Source organism: Sphingomonas sp. SKA58 (genome assembly GCF_000153545.1).
Classification (GTDB): domain Bacteria; phylum Pseudomonadota; class Alphaproteobacteria; order Sphingomonadales; family Sphingomonadaceae; genus Sphingobium; species Sphingobium soli.
The window spans coordinates 1,583,664-1,600,636 of sequence record NZ_CH959306.1; the positions used below are offsets into that span (position 1 = coordinate 1,583,664).

The following is a 16,973-nucleotide window of genomic DNA, read 5'->3' on the forward strand; positions in this document are numbered from 1 at the left end:
TGGCGGAAGCCAATCTGCGCGGTCATGCTGCTTTCCCCCGCGCCAGGCGCTGCAGCACTGCATCGCGGGGGCCGTCCGCCACCACCTTGCCACCATCCAATATGACTATGCGGTCCACCAGAGCAAGGAGCGAGGTGCGATGGGTAATCAGGATCATGGTCTTGCCAGCGATTTCCGGTTTCAGCCGGGCGATCAAATCCGATTCTGTCTGTGCATCCATCGCGCTGCTGGGTTCATCGAAAATCAGCACCGGCGGGCTGCCCGCAAGCGCGCGCGCTATGGCGATCGACTGACGCTGCCCACCTGAAAGGCCATCACCTCTGTCCGCCAGGCGCAGGTCATAGCCATTGGCGATCTGCCCCATGAAGCGGTGCGTCCCGCTGATTTCTGCGGCGCGAATCATTTCGTCCTGATCGACGACGGCCCTATCGAGGCAGATATTCTGCCGGACGGATCCGGCAATCAGGACATTGTCCTGCATCGCCGATCCTATCAATGCGCGAAGCTGCGCCGGCGCATATTGGCGCACGTCGATCCCGTCGATCATCACCACGCCCTCTTCCGGCTCATACAGCCCGAGCATCAACCGCGCGAGCGTTGACTTGCCGGAACCGACGCGGCCCAGAAAGCCGACGCGCTCGCCGGGTTTGATGGCCAGGTTGACGCCATCGAGCGCGCGTTCAGGCGCGCCTGGATAGCGAAACCCGACATTGCGCAGCTCAATGGCCCCCTCCAGCCGGGCTGGGTGCAGCGCATCGCCCGTTGGCCCTTCCGTCGGCGTATCCATCAGCGCGCTGATTTGCCGGTAGGCCACACGCGTCGCGGATAGGCGCGAGAGCAGGGTGGCGATCTGCGCTAAAGGCGCCAGGGCCCGCCCGCACAGGATGGAACAAGCCAGCAGCGCACCTGTCGTGATCGTGTTGCTGCGCAACAGGCCCACGCCTACGATGATGATGCCGCAATAGGCGATGGTCGAGGCGCTGTTCGCGACTGTCATGGGAACAGCGGCGGCAAGGCGCTGGCCCAGCGAACTTTCGGAGTGGCTGACGAGGGCAGCCTGCCAGCGACGGCTGAGCATGGGGCCAGCGCCGATCGCCTTGACGGTTTCAAGGCTGCCGATCGCTTCCACCAGCACGGACTGCTTGACAAGGCCATCCCCCAGGCTGCGCGAGGACAAGCGATCAAGCGACGGCGTGGCCAGCAGTCCGGCGCCGATGACCACGGGGATCATCGCCAGCGGCAGCACAACCAGGATGCCCCCCAGCATCGCGATCACCGCCAGTGTCACAATGATGAACGGCACGTCGATGATCGCCGTCAACGTCACCGACGCGAAGAAGTCGCGGAGCGTTTCCAGCTCGCGCATCAGTCCTGTCAGCGTGCCGGTGGACCCACGCTTCTGGTCCAGACGCAGCGCCAGCAGATGCGCGAACAGCGTTTCGCCCACATCATGGTCGATATTGGCGCCGGCGATATCGACGAAATAGACGCGCAGCAACCGCAAGACGAAGTCAAAAATGATGACGAAGATGAGCCCGATGCTCAGCCCGATCAGCGAAGACGACCCTTCGTTCGGCACGATGCGGTCATACACCGTCATCGTGAAAAGCGAGGAGACAAGCGCGAAAATATTGATAAGCGCGGCTGCGACCGCGACCTTCATATAGGTTGCGCGATTGCGCAGCATCGGCTCCACCAGCCAGGGAGCGAAACGCGGCTTGTGGTCCACGAGCAAGCGATCTTCCCTCATGGCATTTGCCTTCCGTCGGTGCGCTCGGTGGCCGGGTCCACCTGAATATGCAGTTCGTCCAGCAAGGCACCCGCCTTGGCGAGGAGCACGAACCGGGACAGATCCCGTTCCGCCAGCGTCTGGACATAGGTGGCGATCGAATAGAAATAATTATCTTCGGACGTGACGAGGTCGAATAGGGTGCCGCCGGACGTTTCGAAACGCGCCGCATAGACGTCGCGGTTATTCCGACTGGCCAGATAAGCGGCCTCGGCTGCCGCAAGCTGAGCCTCCAGCCCCTTCACATCGCTCCATGCCATTTGCGCGTCACGCAGCGCCTCTTGCCGGACACGCAGCGCGTAGGCATCGGCCGCGTCCGCCCGAGCTGTGGCCTGATCAGCGCGCGCATTGAAGCCCGCACCGATCTGAGCCCGCATGATCACGCGGCCTCGCACATCATAGTCTCCGGAATTTTCGAAAACGCCGTAGCGGCCTGCATCGACCCCGGCGGCAATGGTGGGCAGCCGTTCCGACCGCGCGGCGCGCGCATCCTGCCGCGCCGCCCGCGCTTCAGCTTCAGCCTTCTGCACGACCGGCGCGCGCAGAGCCATGGCCTCCACGACATCCTGACCGAGCCGGTCGGCCAAAGACAATGGCACGCGATAGACATTCGCTGGCGCATCGTGGCCGGAAAGAGCGCGATATTGCGCCTCGGCGCTGGCCCGGTCGCGGCGAAACATCGCCAGCCTCGTGCGGACATTGGCGATGGCGCTGTCAATGCGCGGAAGGTCACCGGTTGCTGAAAACCCTTGCGTGATTCGGCGTTCAACCGCGGACCGAAGGTCTGCCTGACGCATGCCATAGTCGATGGCAGCTTGCTCCATGAGGCGCTGAGCGAGAATGCTGTACCAAGCCGTGACGAGCCGCAGCGCCACATCAGCCCCTGATGCGAAGGTAGCGGCGCGCGCTGCGCTGACCCGCGCATTACCGGCATTGATCCGGCTCGACGTCGCGCCGAAATCCAGTAATCGCTGACGCACAGACGCGGTCGCGTCGGTACGCCCCTCGGGCCTTGATCGCTCGATGATGTTACCGGGATCGTTCGAGAAGTTCCGTGCAAACGAGCGATTGGCATCGACCGTCAGGTCCAGCGAAGGGAATAGCGCGGCGCGCGATTGCATGCGCGCGGCTTCAGCCTCCCGCTCTCCGGCACGGGCTTCCTGGGTCAGCATATTGGTCTGAACGGCAGCTTCGACCTCGCTGCGGAACAACGCTATTGGGCCGACCTGTTGCGACATTCGCAGCAAGGGGTCGGATTGCACAGGCTGCGAAAAAGGCTCAGGATTGGGCGGCAGAAGCAGGCTTTTGTCGGCAATCTCGGTCGCACTGACGGCAGGCGCGATCAGAAGGGCGAGCGTCGCGGCAACCCGCTGCGCCCAACCGGCATGGAAGGCCGGCCTTCCCCAAGGCCGAAACTCTCTAAACAAAATGTCTGGCACCCCAAAGCCGCACACATTTCCGCCCGCACAGGATCCGTTAGCGACAACGCATCCCGCATGAGTGCGACCAAGGCGATTATGCCCTAGACTGGAGCGCCGCGCAATGCGGGTTTCCAGCGTGAACAGCCTTTGTCATCAACAGGGGAGCCGGCCGACATCGGGCCAATGGTGCGGGTGGTCGGAATCGAACCGACACTCCTTTCGGAACCGGATTTTGAGTCCGGCGCGTCTACCAGTTTCACCACACCCGCATCGTCACTGCACAGCGGTCGTCACACCTGCTGCTATGTGCTCAGCGCCGTGGGGTACTTCAGAAGGTTCCCAGCGACGCCGGTCCGCCAGATGGCAAAATCTGCTCTCTGCGTCCAGCCGAAAAAGGACTTGGCGAAGGGCGATGTGAACAAAAGAAGTCGATGTGCCTTTTCCCATGGGTCTGCAACGGCCGGCAACGAGACATGATGCTCAGGCCACACCTTGGCCGGGAAAAGGGTTTGCAGCGAATAGCTGCGCGAGGTGGGCTGCATTCCCGGCCACCATCTGCGCGGTTTTGGCGACAGGCTCGGGGGTCTTGTCGAGATCCTGGAAATCTTTCGATCCCATGGCTTCTCCCACCCAATAACAGGCGCCCACGGCTGGAATCGTCCAGCCCACGTCATTGAGCGCCTGAAAAATCTGCGCCGAGGCGAAATGGGCACCATCTTCATTCCCCACAATCGCTGCGACAGCGACCTTGGAATAGCTGGGCATCCGCCCTTGATCATCGGTTTCCGACAGAAACGCGTCCATTCTTTCCATCGCCCGCTTGGCGACACTGCTCGCCTGGCCCATCCAGATGGGCGTGCCGAAAATAAGGATGTCGGCTGCCAATATTCTTTCCCGGATCGCCGGCCATTCATCGCCATCGCCTTCATCCGATGTCACGCCGGCCGGAACATTGTGCGCTGCCAGGCGGATCGTATCCGCGACCTCGACGCCCAGAGCGCTGAATTCGCGCGCCAGGACGGCAATCATCGCATCCGTGGAGCTTGGCGTCGAATCATCCCGCTTGAGCGTGCAGTTGAGGGGCTGGGCTTTAAGCATCTCATTCTCCTGTCTTCTGGCTCCAAGCGCAGCGCGACCGGCTAAGTTCCGGGGCAACCAAAGCCCGCCGCCAGGCGTAATGTTGCGACGGACGCCTTCGGGCGATACCCTGCTTGCGTAACGATCCGCGCCCGGTATAAAGGCGCCATCGTGCAGACATGACAAACACCAACCGGAGAAGGATCATCCTTTGACCGAACCGTCTGCCACGTTCCTGCTATTCGGTGCCACCGGCGACCTCGCCCGGCGCATGATTTTTCCATCGCTCTACAATCTTCTGGCCGATGGGCTGTTGCCCGATGATTTCATGATCGTGGCCTCAGGCCGATCGGAAATGTCGGATGACGCATTTCAAAAGGATGTCTGCGCGGCATTGCGGCAGTTCCTGCCCAATGATCGTTATGACGACGATGTCGCCGCCCGTTTACGTGAAATGATCTGCTACCAGCCGGTGGATGCGGCGAAGCCTGAGCAATTCGCGGCGCTGGCGCAGAGGATCGACGGCAGGCTGGAGCGCGGCCTGTCAATCTATCTTTCGACGCCCCCAGCGCTTTTTGCGCCCACGGCGCAAGGCCTGGCCGACGCCGGCCTGATCGCCGCCAATACGCGAATCGCCATGGAAAAGCCCATCGGCAAGGATCTGGCATCCTCCAAACAGGTGAATGACGGCATTGGCGCCCTGTTCGCCGAGGAGCAGATTTTTCGCGTCGATCATTATCTGGGCAAGGAAACGGTCCAGAACTTGCTGGCGCTGCGCTTTGGGAATGTCATGTTCGAGCCGCTCTGGAATACCGGGGCGATAGATCATGTTCAGATCACCGTTGGGGAAACCGTCGGCCTGGAGGGTCGCGTCTCCTATTATGACGGGGTCGGCGCACTGCGCGACATGGTGCAGAACCATATCCTCCAGATCCTTTCGATCATCACGATGGAGCCGCCGGCGCGCATGGATCCGACGGCAGTGCGCGATGAAAAGGTAAAGGCGCTGCGGTCGCTGCGGCCGATGACGGCGGAAACGGTCAAGACCCATAGCGTGCGCGGCCAATATACGCCGGGTGCAGTGCAGGGAGAAATTGTCACTGGCTATGCCGACGAACTGGGTCAGCCGTCCGACACGGAAACCTTCGTCGCGCTCAAGGCCTACATCGACAATTGGCGTTGGCAGGGTGTCCCCTTTTACCTGCGCACGGGAAAGCGGATGCCCGCGCGCCAGTCGGAAATTTTGATCCAGTTCAAGCCAGTGCGTCATTCCATCTTCTGGCGCGCCGGGCACGGCACGGGTCTTGAGCCCAACACGCTTATCATCCGGTTGCAGCCCGAGGAATATATCCGCCTGCTGATCATGAGCAAAAGGCCGGGGCTGGAGCGGCAGGTCCATCTGGAGGAAGTGACGCTCGACGTATCCCTCACCGCAGCCTTCGCCGGGCAGCGACGTCGCATCGCCTATGAACGGCTGATCCTGGACCTGCTGGCAGGCGACCAGACGCTGTTCGTCCGCCGCGACGAGGTGGAAGCGCAATGGACCTGGATCGACAGCATCATCGATGGCTGGAAAGAGGCGAATATGAAGGTCGCCCCCTATAGTTCGGGGAACTGGGGTCCGTCCTCGGCCATTGCCCTGATCGAACGCGACGGAGCAAGCTGGCATGACTGATCTTCACCCCACAATCGCCAAGGTGACGGAGCGCATCGTCAAACGCAGCGCACAAAGCCGTCGCAAATATCTTGACCTCATCGAACGGGGCCGCGACGCCGGCACCAATCGCGACCAGCTGTCCTGCGGCAATCTGGCCCATGGTTTTGCCGCCAGTGGCGAGGACAAGCCCGTGATCCGCACCGGCAGCGCCATGAATATCGGCATCGTCACCGCCTATAATGACATGTTGTCGGCGCATCAGCCCTATGGCCGCTACCCCGAGCAGATCAAAATCGCCGCGCGCGAGGTAGGAGCGACGGCGCAGGTGGCCGGTGGCGTGCCCGCCATGTGCGATGGCGTGACCCAAGGCCAGGCAGGCATGGACCTTTCCTTGTTCAGCCGTGACACGATCGCGCTCGGCACCGCTGTTGCCCTGTCCCATGCAATGTTCGAGGGCGCGCTGCTGCTTGGCATCTGCGACAAGATCGTGCCGGGCTTGTTGATCGGCGCTTTGCGCTTCGGTCATCTACCGACCATCCTGATCCCAGCCGGGCCGATGCCATCGGGCCTCGCCAACAAGGAAAAGGTCCGGATTCGCCAGCTTTATGCGGAAGGAAAAGTCGGGCGCGACGAACTGCTCGAGTCGGAAAGCGCCTCTTACCACGGCGCAGGCACCTGCACCTTCTACGGCACCGCCAACAGCAATCAGATGATGATGGAGATGATGGGCCTGCACATGCCCGCGGCGTCCTTCGTCAATCCGGGCACCAAGTTGCGCGCCGAACTCACCCGCGCGGCAACGCACCGGATCGCGCAGATTGGGTGGGATGGTGATGATTACCGCCCGCTTGGGCACTGCATTGATGAAAAGGCGATCGTCAACGCGATCATTGGCCTGATGGCCACAGGCGGATCGACGAACCATGCGATTCATCTGCCCGCGATTGCCCGATCAGCTGGCATTCACATCGACTGGACCGACTTTGCCGACATTTCCAATGCAGTGCCGCTGCTGGCCCGCGTCTATCCCAACGGATCGGGCGACGTGAACCATTTTCATGCAGCCGGTGGCATCAGCTTTGTCATCCGGGAATTGCTGGATGCCGGGTTGCTGCATCGGGATATCATGACCGTCGCGCGCCAGGATATGACCGACTATGGCAAGGAACCAGCGCTGGAGAATGAAGCGCTGACGTGGAAGGACGTACCTTCGTCCCGCGATGAGGCCATGCTGCGACCGGTGTCCAATCCGTTCCAGGCCGATGGCGGCATGAGGCTTTTGCAGGGCAATCTTGGCCGGTGCGTCATGAAGACGAGCGCGGTCGATCGCGAACGCTGGACGATCGAGGCTCCGGCCGCCATTTTCCATGATCAGGATGACGTGCTGCGCGCGTTCAAGGCAGGCGAGCTTGAGCGCGACGTCGTGGTCGTCGTCCGCTTCCAGGGGCCGCGTGCCAATGGCATGCCCGAATTGCACAAACTGACCCCGGCGCTCGGCGTATTGCAGGATCGCGGCTTCAAGGTCGCGCTATTAACCGACGGCCGCATGTCAGGTGCGTCCGGCAAGGTGCCCGCCGCCATTCACCTGTCGCCCGAGGCGCTTGGCGGTGGGCCCATCGGCAAGCTCCGCGATGGAGATATGGTCCGGGTCTGCGCGCAAAGCGGCTCGGTCGAGGCGTTGGTTGACCAGGCCGAATGGGACCGCAGGGACCATCCCGAAGCCCCGCCCCCGCCCTATGATACGGGTCGCGAACTGTTCGCGCTGTTCCGCCATCATAGCGATCTTGCCGAACAGGGCGCGTCGCCAATCCTGGCGGCGATGGACAGCGAAGTTTGATTTGATCCCGTTCGCGCCGAACCTGTCGACGCCCTTCTCCCTTTGAAGAGAAGTGCGGCCTTTCGACGGGACCCGGGCGAACGGAGGGAGAGTGACATGACCGACATCATCGCCGCCGATATCGGCGGCACCAATGCCCGCTTCGCCCGCGCCGCTCTTGATGAAAAGGGTGTGCCAACGCTCGGCACCGTGCGCAAATATAAGGTGGAGGATTATCCCAGCCTCACCGCTTGCTGGGCGGCCTTCGCCGCTGATGAGAAAAAGGATGGCGCTGGGGATCTGCCCGACGCGGCCTCCATCGCTTTTGCGACCGCAATCGGGCGGGACGTCATCAAGCTGACCAACAGCAACTGGATGATCCGGGCCGATACGCTGGCTGCTGACATCGGTGTGCGCACGGTTCGGCTGGTCAATGATTTCGAGGCGGTGGCCTTTGCGGTGTCGCGGCTGCCCCAGGAAAATCTTCCGCTACTGTTCGGAGAGGACAAGCCTTTCCCCTTTGATGGCGGCGTGACCGTCATGGGGCCGGGCACAGGTCTGGGCGTGGCCATGATCGCGTTCGACAACGGCCATCCGCATGTCGTTGCGACCGAGGGCGGGCACCTCGACTTCGCGCCGCTGGATCATATGGAAGAGCGCATCCTGTCCTACCTGCGGGACAAATTCCTGCGCGTGTCGACTGAGCGGATGGTATCGGGGCCAGGCCTCAACAATATCTACAAGGCAATGGCGACGATCGGACATGAGCGCGTGGTGCTGATGGAAGATCCCGAATTGTGGCAGGCTGCGCTCGACGGGACGGATGATTTCGCCCGGCGGGCGCTGGAGCGTTTCTGCCTTTGCTATGGATCAGTCGCGGGCGATCTGGCCTTGGCACATGGGCCGCACAGCGTCGTGCTGGCTGGCGGCCTCACCCAACGGATGCGCGATTTTCTGCCACAGAGCGGTTTCCATACGCGGTTCAAGGCCAAGGGCCGGTTCGAGAGCCTGATGGCGACCGTGCCGATCCGCTGCGCCATTCATGACGAAATCGGGCTATTCGGCGCTGCCGCGGCCTTCAGGGAGAAATGAGAATGAGCAAGCTGACGGTCGAACAGGTGATGGAGCTTGCCCCGGTCATTCCTGTGCTGGTGGTCGAGCGCGTAGAGGATGCGTTGCCGATCGCGCAGGCGCTGGTGAAGGGCGGCCTTCCCGCCCTGGAAGTCACTCTGCGCACACCCGCAGCGCTGGACGTGATCCGCGAAATGTCACAGGTCGAAGGCGCGGTCGTGGGCGCTGGCACCGTGCTCAACGCAGCGCAACTCGACGCTGCGATGGAAGCGGGCGCGCGCTTCATCGTCAGCCCGGGCCTGACCGAACCGCTGGGCAAAGCGGCCATCGCCGCGGACGTGCCGTTCCTGCCGGGAACCACCACCGCGGGGGACGTCATGCGCGGCATGGACATGGGCCTGTCCCGCTTCAAATTCTTTCCGGCCGAAACGTCGGGCGGACTGCCTGCGCTCAAGGCCCTGGCCGCACCGCTCCACGCCGCCCGTTTTTGCCCGACCGGCGGCATCACGGCGCAAAGCGCGCCGGAATGGCTGGCACAGCCCTTCATCACATGCGTCGGCGGCAGCTGGGTCGTGCCCAAGGGACCGGTCGACGCGCAAAAGATCGAGGCGCTGGCGCGAGAGGCAGCGGCGTTGCAGCGCTGAGGCGGTTGCCACGGCGCGCGGCCCGTCTTAAATGCGAGGGATGACACCCCGACGCCTGCTCGCCGCCCTTGCCCTGATGCTGTCGGGTTGCGCCAGCGCGCCGCAAAATTATCCCTCGCTTGCCAAAAGGCCGATCGAAAGCGCGCCGGTAGCCGACGTTGCGCCGCCCCCGGTGCCGCAGCCCGCCGACGCGGCTTTATCCGCGCAAATCGCCCGCTACGCCGAACAAGCCGACAAAGGAGCATCCGCGTTCGATGCGGCCTATGCCAAGGCTGACCGACTGGTCGGCGCCGCACGTACTGCCGGCGTGTCGAGCGATGCCTGGGTTAGCGCCCAGGTCGCAATCAGCGCATTGGAATCCGCCCGAAACGACAGCGTATCCGCGCTTGCAAGCCTCGACACGCTCTATGTCCAGCGCAGCAATGATGTGGCCGACGGACAAGCCGCAGGCGGCGTGCAAGATATTGACGCTGCCCGCAGCGCTGCGCTGGCGTTGGTCGATCAGCAGAATGACCGGATCGACGCGCTGAAGGCCCGTCTCCCTCAGCCCTGACCCGTCACCCATAGTTCGCCTTGACAGAGCCTTTGTGGGCTTTGCCATTATGGACATAATGATCGACGCCTTCGCGCATGTCGATCAGTGCTTCATCACTGAGATCACGCATATATTTGGCCGGACGACCCGCCCATAATTGCCGGTGTGCCACCGTCTTGCCCGATGTCAGCATGGCGCCCGCCGCCAGCATGGCGTCGCTTTCCACTGTGCAGCCGCTCATGACGATCGCGCCCAGCCCGACAAAGGCGCGGTCCTCCAGCACGCAACCATGCACCATCGCCATATGGCCGATCAGCACATCGTCACCGATAATCGTGGGCCATCCATCAAGCGGTCGGCCGTCAGCGCGATCACCGGGACTGTCGCAGTGAACGACCGTTCCATCCTGGATGTTGGTCCGTGCGCCGATCCGGATGCGGTTCACGTCGGCGCGCAGGACGCAATTATACCAGATGCTGGCATCCTCGCCGATTTTCACGTCTCCAATGATCCGGCAGCCGGGCGCGATGAAGGCGCTTGGATGAATGACAGGCGTCCTGCCGTTGAAAGGAATGATGCTCGTTTCAGGATGGGCCGTCATGCCGGATGCTCCAATGTGTAAGTAATATGCCGGCGCAGGGGATGCCCGGATGGCAGATCGGGATGATCGAAGTCCATATTCGGTTGCCGCTGCATTCCCAGCGCCGTCATCAGACCCCGGGACGCGCTGTTGCCGGGAACCGTATAGGCGATCAGCCGGCCGTCGAGCGGACGATGCTTGCGGCACCATTGCACAGTTGCGGCTGCGGCTTCCTTGGCATAGCCCTTGCCCCAATGCGACGAGGCCAGCCGCCACCCCAGTTCCAGAGCGCCATGGATGGGCGTTCCGACATGCCGCCCGCGCCGCGGCCCGCAAAATCCGATGATCGCCCCTTCGGCCTTGTCTTCCATGATCCAGAAACAGTGGCCGTGCTCAGCCTGGCTCTGCTGCATAGCTGCGCAAAGACGGTCATAATATTCAGCCGGCTGCCGGCCGCCGAGCCAGCGCGTGACCTCATCCGTATCCAGCGATCGCCTGAAAGGTTCAGCGTCACCCGACCGCCATGCGCGCAACCATAGCCTGTCCGTTTCCAGACAAAATTCAGCCATGCAGCAACCGCGCGGCGTGGAGCGCGTGGTAGGTCAGCACGCCCGAACAGCCCGCCCGCTTGAACGCCATCAGCGTTTCAAGGATCAGCGCGTCGCGATCGCCCGCGCCTGCCGCGGCAGCATGTTCGATCATCGCATATTCGCCCGACACCTGATAGGCGAAGACCGGGACGGCGAACCGGTCGCGCACGCGCGCGACGATGTCGAGATAGGGCAGGCCCGGCTTCACCATGACGCTGTCCGCGCCTTCAGCCAGGTCGAGCGCCACTTCGCGCAGCGCTTCTTCGCCATTGGCGGGGTCCATCTGATAGTTTTTCTTGTCGCCTTTGAGCAGGCCGCGCGACCCTACCGCGTCGCGGAAAGGACCGTAAAAGGCGCTCGCATATTTGGCGGCATAGGCCATGATCTGGACATTGGCGTGGCCGGTTTCCTCCAGTGCCTCGCGGATCGCACCGACACGGCCGTCCATCATGTCGCTGGGCGCGATGATGTCCGCGCCCGCTGCCGCCTGGTTCAGCGACTGGCCGATCAGCACGTCCACCGTCGCGTCATTGACGACATAGCCGGTGGGGTCGAGCAGGCCGTCCTGCCCATGGACGGTATAGGGATCGAGCGCGACGTCGGTTAGAACGCCGATATCGGGAACGGCATCCTTGATGGCGCGAATCGCGCGGCACATCAGATTGTCGGGATTGAGCGCTTCGGCGCCGTCGTCGCTGCGCCGGTCCGCCTGGGTATTGGGGAACAGCGCTAGGCACGGGATGCCGGCATCGTGGGCTTCGCGCGCGCGGGCCACGATGCCATCGACGGACCAGCGGGACACGCCGGGCAGCGCGCCGATCGGCTGTTCCGCCCCCTCTCCTTCAGTGACGAACAAGGGCCAGATGAAGTCGCTGGGAGACAGGCGGTTTTCCGCATGCATGGCGCGGCTCCACGCCGATGCGCGAGTGCGGCGCAGGCGCAGCGCGGGATAGGGAGCATAGGTCATGGATCGGGTGTAGGCGCGGCCGCAGGGTCGATCAAGCATGGCCGCATCGCTTGCACTTGAAGCACGCGAGGGGGGCGCTATCGATAGGTCCATGACCGCCAAGTCCGCCTTTCCCAGCCGCCGCCGATCCCGCTGGATCACGATCCCGCTGCGTGCCATCGCGGGTTTCGTTCTGCTGTCGCTGCTGCTGGTGACGCTGTACCGCTTCGTGCCGCCGCCGGTCACGATGACGATGCTGCTCGACCCCAAGGGCATCACGAAGGACTGGACCAGCTTGAAGGATATCGACCCCGACATGGCGCGCGCTGCTATCGCGGCCGAGGATGGCAAATTCTGTAGCCATCACGGGTTCGATGTGGACGCCATCGCCAAGGCGGCGATGCACAATGCCAGTGGCGGGCGCATCCGGGGCGGATCGACGATCAGCCAGCAAACGGCGAAAAATGTGTTCCTGTGGCAAGGGGGCGGGTTCGTGCGCAAGGGGCTGGAAGCCTGGTTCACGGTGTTGATCGAGGCGATCTGGGGCAAGCGGCGGATCATGGAAGTCTATTTGAACGTCGCGGAAACCGGCATCGGCACCTATGGCGTGCAGGCCGGCGCGATCCGCTATTTCCGTCATGGCGCGGACCGGTTGAGCCGGGCGGAGGCGGCGCGGATCGCCGCGGTCCTGCCGCTGCCCAAGAAACGCGCCGCGGTGGCGCCGAGCGGCTTTACGCGGCGCTATGGAAATACGATCGCGACGCGCATCGGCGTGGTGCAGCGCGATGGGCTGGACCGCTGTGTGAAATAGCCGACCCGGTCTGTCGAAGTTCATAGTGTCGTCGGGCTTTTTCGGCCCGAAGCGACCACGAAGCGACCACAAGGCGACACCGAAGCGACAGGTGAGCGGAAGGCGCGGCAGCGCTGTGCGCTGGCGGTCGATCGGGGGCATGGGACGTGGCGGCTTGTTCCATCCAGCAGGATAAACCGCGAAATTTCCAACATTTCCAGCCAAATAGGAGCGTGCGAGCGCAGCCCGCAACGGGCCATGTCGCGCGCCCAAAGAAAAAGGGCGGGGATCGCGCCCCGCCCTTTCCTTTTACCTGCGTCGGTCGATCAGAACGCGACGACCAGCGAACCGCTGATGGCGCGCGGGGCGCCATAGTTGACGAAGGTGCTCGACGCCGTCGTCAGGCCACCGCTGAACGACCCGATGTAGAATTTATCAAACAGGTTCGACACGTTGAACTGAACAAAGGACTTTTCCAGGCCCAGATTGGCCAGGTTGTAGCGCAGGTCGAGATCGACGACCGTGTAGCCAGCAACCTTGAACGTGTTGATGTCGTTCAGGTAGCGCGAACCGGTGCGCTTGATCTGCGCGCCAAGATCGACCGGGCCCAGCGTACCCTGGATACGACCGCCGACCAGATAGGACGGCGCGCCACGTTCGCGATTGCCCTTGGTCGCGGCGAAGTCGGTCGGACCGGTCTGAACGTCAGAACCGATTTCCGATTCGATCCACGAACCGAAGGCGTAGACCAACAGGCCGGGGGTCGGACGGACCGACACATTGGCATCGATGCCGTATTTCTTCACGCCACCCAGATTGGTGTCGATCGAGCAATCGCATTCGATGCTGTAGGCCGATGCGATGCGGTTCTTATACTTGGCATACCAGCCGGTGACGGCCGCCTGCACGATGTTGTTCTGGTAGCGCAGGGCGAGGTCGAAGCTGTCCGACGTTTCCGCAACCGGCTTCGACGCGGCATTTTCGGCCGGCAGATAGATCGAGTTGTAGAGCGTGTCGGTGCCGGGAACCGAGATGTTCGCGGCATAGCTGCCCGCGATGCTGATTTCCGGCGTGATCTTGAAGATCGCGCCGACGTTCGGCAGCAGCTTGTCATATTTATAGTTACGCGACTGCGGCGCGGCGAAGGTCGGGTTGGCAGCGGCATAGGCCGCCACGTCGCCACCAGCGACGCAGTTGACGTTGCCGTTGGGCGCCGAGGTGAAGCAATATTGGTTCAGTTCGCGCTTGAAGAAGGGCGCACGGACGCCAAGGTTGACGGTCAGAAGATCGTCAAAGAAGGTGCCGCGATATTCGCCCGCGACCTGGTTGAGCGTCGCATAGGATTTGCGGTCACGCTTTTGCAGGACATTGCCGTCCGCGTCGGTCAGCGGATCATTGACCGGGAAGACGTCGGTCGGTTCGCCGTTGAACAGCACGCGCGCGCCTTCGCCGGTCTGGCGGTGACGGGCACGGTCGAAGCTGTACGACAGACGGACGCGGTTGTTTTCGTCAATCTCGTAAGAGAGGTTGGCGATCGCGACATAGCGCTTCGTCTGCGTCTGGCTGGGGTTGTTGATGAGGACGCGGTCGGATTCCGCCGGATCGATCCGGCCATTGCCGTTGGCGTCAACGCCGAGCGTGCCATCACCGTTCAGATCCCGGCCGAAATAGGCGCTGCCGTTGAAATAACCGGTCAGTGCGTCCGTGCCCGAATAGAAGGGCGCTTCATAGGCGGACGTCGTGCCGCCGCCGTTCGCCTTTACATATTGATAGGCCGCGTCCGCCGAGAAGATCAGGCGATCGGTCAGGGTCAGGCGGGTGCTGAGACGCGCGTTGCCGGTGTTCGACGGGTTGTAGCGACGTTCGAACTGCGTGCCGCAGCTGTTGGTCTGATCCGCGATCGCCGGATTGGCTTCGGTGTTGATTTCGCACGGAATGCCGCCCGAAACATTGTAGAAGCGCGCGCTCTTGTCGCCGCTGAACGCCGCGGCCGAGGCAGGCGAACCACCAAAGTTGTTGCGATTGACGTTATAGTGGCCGGCGAGCGAGATGAAGTCGCCATTCGCGCCGATATCCTGCCAGATCTTACCGTTATACTGGGCCTTTTCAATCTTGCCATAATCGGCGAAGCTCGCCTTGTTGTAGGCGCGCGAGGCGGACACCCATGCCTTGGTGCCATGGCCGGTGAAATCGCCGGTCTGGATCATGCCGAACACGCGATGGAAAGGACGGTCGCCCGAGCCGTCGGCGACGATGTTGCCGTAGCTGACGCTACCCATCCCGCCGAAATCATCCTTAGGCACCATGGTGTTGATGTTGACGGTGCCGCCAACCGCAGCGGCGGTCGGGCTGTCGACGTCGGTCGCGCCGAGGTTGACGTTGATGCTTTCGACGATTTCCGGGTCAACCTGCTGGTTGGTGTAGATCGCGTAGTTGCCCGAGTCGTTGAGCGGAATACCGTCAAGGATCTGCGCGATACGATCCGAGCTGAAGCCGCGGATGGTGAAGCTGCCGCCCGACGAACCCCAAGGATCGTTGTTGGTGAAGCTGACGCCCGGCACTAGATTGATGATTTCGTTGACCGACTGGCCAGGACGCTGACGTTCGATGATTTCCTGCGTCAGAACGACCTTCGCCTTCGGCGAGTCCGGGATCTTCACGCCGCCGACGCCCTGGTCGACGGTCGCGCCAGTCACGACGATCGTGTCTTCGAAATCCTGCGAACCGGTCGACTGCGCGAGCGCAGCACCAGGAATGGCAACGGCGAGGACCGCCGCGCTGCCCATGAGAAACTGTTTCATTTGACCCTTGTCCCTTTGCAAGAGTGGCGTCCGCCACGCTTCAAACTGCTTTGCTCTCTCAAGCTGACGCCGCTCTTTGCGGCTTCTGGCGTCGCCCCTGTGATGCTCCCTTTGCATTTTTGTTACAGCGCATCATCGGGATTGTCACATTCCCCCCACCGCCTGCGCCCATGGCGTCGACGACAGCGCCCCTATTGTCCTAATATGTTGAAATTGTGTGACATTGGAGGAACTGCAAAGGTTCCTGCGCGTATGATGCAATTTTGCAACGAAGCGAAATTATTTGTGCGATGGCGAAGAAAAATGCAAAAAGCCGGCAATCGCTTGCCGGCTTTTTCCTGAATTTTGGAACGGATGACGCCGATAGGGATCAGGCTGCGTCGTCGGCGCGCTTCTTGGTTTCGCTGAAGACGCGAATCGGCTCCTTCGTGCCGGCCACGACATCCTTGTCCACAACCACTTCGCCTACGCCCTCCATCGAGGGCAGATCGAACATCGTGTCGAGCAGAATCCCTTCGAGGATCGAGCGGAGACCGCGTGCGCCCGTTTTGCGCTCGATCGCCTTCTTCGCAATCGCGGTCAAAGCGTCGTCGGTGAAGCTCAATTCGACATTCTCCATGTCGAACAGCTTGGCATATTGCTTCACCAGAGCGTTCTTGGGTTCGACCAGGATCTTCACGAGCGCGGACACATCCAGATCTTCCAGCGTCGCGATGACGGGCAACCGGCCGACAAATTCGGGGATCAGGCCGAATTTGAGCAGATCCTCAGGCTCGCTCTGACGCAGCAGTTCGCCGGTCTTGCGCTCCTCGGGCGCGGCGACATGGGCGCCGAAACCGATCGACTTGGCTTCCAGACGATCGCCGATGATCTTTTCGAGGCCAGCGAAAGCGCCGCCGCAGATGAACAGGATGTTGGTCGTATCGACCTGGAGAAACTCCTGCTGCGGATGCTTGCGGCCACCCTGGGGCGGCACACTGGCAGTAGTGCCCTCCATCAGCTTGAGCAGTGCCTGCTGCACGCCTTCGCCAGACACGTCGCGCGTGATCGACGGATTCTCGGCCTTGCGGCTGATCTTGTCGATTTCGTCGATATAGACGATGCCGCGCTGCGCCTTTTCGACATTATAGTCGGACGCCTGGAGCAGCTTAAGAATGATATTCTCCACATCCTCGCCGACATAGCCCGCTTCGGTCAGGGTCGTCGCGTCCGCCATGGTGAAGGGCACGTCGAACGTCTTGGCGAGCGTCTGGGCC

Annotated in this window: 14 protein-coding genes and 1 tRNA gene; 6 read left to right on the forward strand and 9 right to left on the reverse strand. The window is 62.3% G+C overall.

Translation table 11 applies throughout. The features are described 5' to 3' along the window. Window positions 1–22: 22 nt before the first annotated feature. The 4 genes from SKA58_RS08180 to SKA58_RS08195 form a co-directional block, all read right to left on the reverse strand. Window positions 23–1,750, reverse strand: a complete 1,728-nt coding sequence (locus SKA58_RS08180; RefSeq protein ID WP_009821926.1) for an ATP-binding cassette domain-containing protein — start codon at window positions 1,748–1,750, stop codon at window positions 23–25. Beyond that, a complete protein-coding gene (locus tag SKA58_RS08185) occupies window positions 1,747–3,027 on the reverse strand; it encodes a TolC family protein (protein ID WP_156784178.1) in 1,281 nt (426 codons plus the stop codon). Before SKA58_RS08185 ends, SKA58_RS08180 begins: the two co-directional genes overlap by 4 nt. A gap of 367 nt (window positions 3,028–3,394) precedes the next feature. Beyond that, window positions 3,395–3,479: transfer RNA gene (locus SKA58_RS08190), tRNA-Leu, on the reverse strand. 211 nt (window positions 3,480–3,690) lie between these two features. After that, window positions 3,691–4,308 (reverse strand): flavodoxin family protein, encoded by a 618-nt coding sequence (locus tag SKA58_RS08195; protein ID WP_009821928.1) that lies wholly within the window; start codon window positions 4,306–4,308, stop codon window positions 3,691–3,693. A 190-nt stretch (window positions 4,309–4,498) separates the two neighbouring features. Between SKA58_RS08195 and zwf the strand changes: the two genes are divergently transcribed. The 5 genes from zwf (at window position 4,499) to SKA58_RS08220 (ending at window position 10,028) form a co-directional block, all read left to right on the forward strand. After that, window positions 4,499–5,962 carry a glucose-6-phosphate dehydrogenase gene (gene zwf, locus SKA58_RS08200; protein WP_009821929.1) on the forward strand — a complete coding sequence of 488 codons (1,464 nt, stop codon included), beginning with the start codon at window positions 4,499–4,501 and terminating at the stop codon, window positions 5,960–5,962. After that, window positions 5,955–7,781: a phosphogluconate dehydratase gene (edd, locus tag SKA58_RS08205; protein ID WP_009821930.1), complete on the forward strand. Its 1,827-nt coding sequence runs from the start codon at window positions 5,955–5,957 to the stop codon at window positions 7,779–7,781. The genes zwf and edd overlap by 8 nt, the downstream gene beginning before the upstream one ends. A gap of 96 nt (window positions 7,782–7,877) precedes the next feature. Next, complete coding sequence (gene glk / locus SKA58_RS08210; protein WP_009821931.1) at window positions 7,878–8,852, forward strand: glucokinase; 975 nt, start codon at window positions 7,878–7,880, stop codon at window positions 8,850–8,852. A 2-nt stretch (window positions 8,853–8,854) separates the two neighbouring features. Further along, window positions 8,855–9,475 (forward strand): bifunctional 4-hydroxy-2-oxoglutarate aldolase/2-dehydro-3-deoxy-phosphogluconate aldolase, encoded by a 621-nt coding sequence (gene eda, locus SKA58_RS08215; protein ID WP_009821932.1) that lies wholly within the window; start codon window positions 8,855–8,857, stop codon window positions 9,473–9,475. A gap of 40 nt (window positions 9,476–9,515) precedes the next feature. Beyond that, the gene (locus tag SKA58_RS08220) at window positions 9,516–10,028 is read left to right on the forward strand and encodes a hypothetical protein (RefSeq protein WP_009821933.1); all 513 of its coding nucleotides are present in this window, start codon (window positions 9,516–9,518) and stop codon (window positions 10,026–10,028) included. Between the two features lie 4 nt (window positions 10,029–10,032). Here SKA58_RS08220 and SKA58_RS08225 read toward each other — a convergent pair whose 3' ends face one another. From SKA58_RS08225 to hemB, 3 genes are read right to left on the reverse strand one after another with little or no spacing between them, the layout of a single operon-like run. Further along, the gene (locus SKA58_RS08225) at window positions 10,033–10,611 is read right to left on the reverse strand and encodes a gamma carbonic anhydrase family protein (protein WP_009821934.1); all 579 of its coding nucleotides are present in this window, start codon (window positions 10,609–10,611) and stop codon (window positions 10,033–10,035) included. Beyond that, entirely contained in the window at window positions 10,608–11,159 is a 552-nt protein-coding gene (locus SKA58_RS08230) for a GNAT family N-acetyltransferase (protein ID WP_009821935.1), read from the reverse strand. Before SKA58_RS08230 ends, SKA58_RS08225 begins: the two co-directional genes overlap by 4 nt. Next, on the reverse strand, window positions 11,152–12,147 hold the full coding sequence (gene hemB / locus SKA58_RS08235) for a porphobilinogen synthase (RefSeq protein ID WP_037542305.1): 996 nt from the start codon (window positions 12,145–12,147) through the stop codon (window positions 11,152–11,154). Before hemB ends, SKA58_RS08230 begins: the two co-directional genes overlap by 8 nt. A gap of 91 nt (window positions 12,148–12,238) precedes the next feature. Between hemB and mtgA the strand changes: the two genes are divergently transcribed. After that, window positions 12,239–12,937 (forward strand): monofunctional biosynthetic peptidoglycan transglycosylase, encoded by a 699-nt coding sequence (mtgA, locus tag SKA58_RS08240; RefSeq protein ID WP_037542306.1) that lies wholly within the window; start codon window positions 12,239–12,241, stop codon window positions 12,935–12,937. 305 nt (window positions 12,938–13,242) lie between these two features. Here mtgA and SKA58_RS08245 read toward each other — a convergent pair whose 3' ends face one another. Beyond that, complete coding sequence (locus SKA58_RS08245) at window positions 13,243–15,717, reverse strand: TonB-dependent receptor (RefSeq protein WP_009821938.1); 2,475 nt, start codon at window positions 15,715–15,717, stop codon at window positions 13,243–13,245. A gap of 370 nt (window positions 15,718–16,087) precedes the next feature. Next, the coding region (gene clpX / locus SKA58_RS08250; protein ID WP_009821939.1) for an ATP-dependent Clp protease ATP-binding subunit ClpX at window positions 16,088–16,973 on the reverse strand (886 nt) is incomplete at its 5' end.

Bases quoted from the DNA above. Each gene is read 5' to 3' on its own strand.
- SKA58_RS08180 (WP_009821926.1), bottom strand. From the start codon at position 1,750: ATGAGGGAAGATCGCTTGCTCGTGGACCACAAGCCGCGTTTCGCTCCC.
- SKA58_RS08185 (WP_156784178.1), bottom strand. From the start codon at position 3,027: ATGTCGCAACAGGTCGGCCCAATAGCGTTGTTCCGCAGCGAGGTCGAA.
- SKA58_RS08195 (WP_009821928.1), bottom strand. From the start codon at position 4,308: ATGCTTAAAGCCCAGCCCCTCAACTGCACGCTCAAGCGGGATGATTCG.
- edd (WP_009821930.1), top strand. From the start codon at position 5,955: ATGACTGATCTTCACCCCACAATCGCCAAGGTGACGGAGCGCATCGTC.
- glk (WP_009821931.1), top strand. From the start codon at position 7,878: ATGACCGACATCATCGCCGCCGATATCGGCGGCACCAATGCCCGCTTC.
- eda (WP_009821932.1), top strand. From the start codon at position 8,855: ATGAGCAAGCTGACGGTCGAACAGGTGATGGAGCTTGCCCCGGTCATT.
- SKA58_RS08220 (WP_009821933.1), top strand. From the start codon at position 9,516: ATGACACCCCGACGCCTGCTCGCCGCCCTTGCCCTGATGCTGTCGGGT.
- SKA58_RS08225 (WP_009821934.1), bottom strand. From the start codon at position 10,611: ATGACGGCCCATCCTGAAACGAGCATCATTCCTTTCAACGGCAGGACG.
- SKA58_RS08230 (WP_009821935.1), bottom strand. From the start codon at position 11,159: ATGGCTGAATTTTGTCTGGAAACGGACAGGCTATGGTTGCGCGCATGG.
- hemB (WP_037542305.1), bottom strand. From the start codon at position 12,147: ATGACCTATGCTCCCTATCCCGCGCTGCGCCTGCGCCGCACTCGCGCA.
- mtgA (WP_037542306.1), top strand. From the start codon at position 12,239: ATGACCGCCAAGTCCGCCTTTCCCAGCCGCCGCCGATCCCGCTGGATC.
- SKA58_RS08245 (WP_009821938.1), bottom strand. From the start codon at position 15,717: ATGAAACAGTTTCTCATGGGCAGCGCGGCGGTCCTCGCCGTTGCCATT.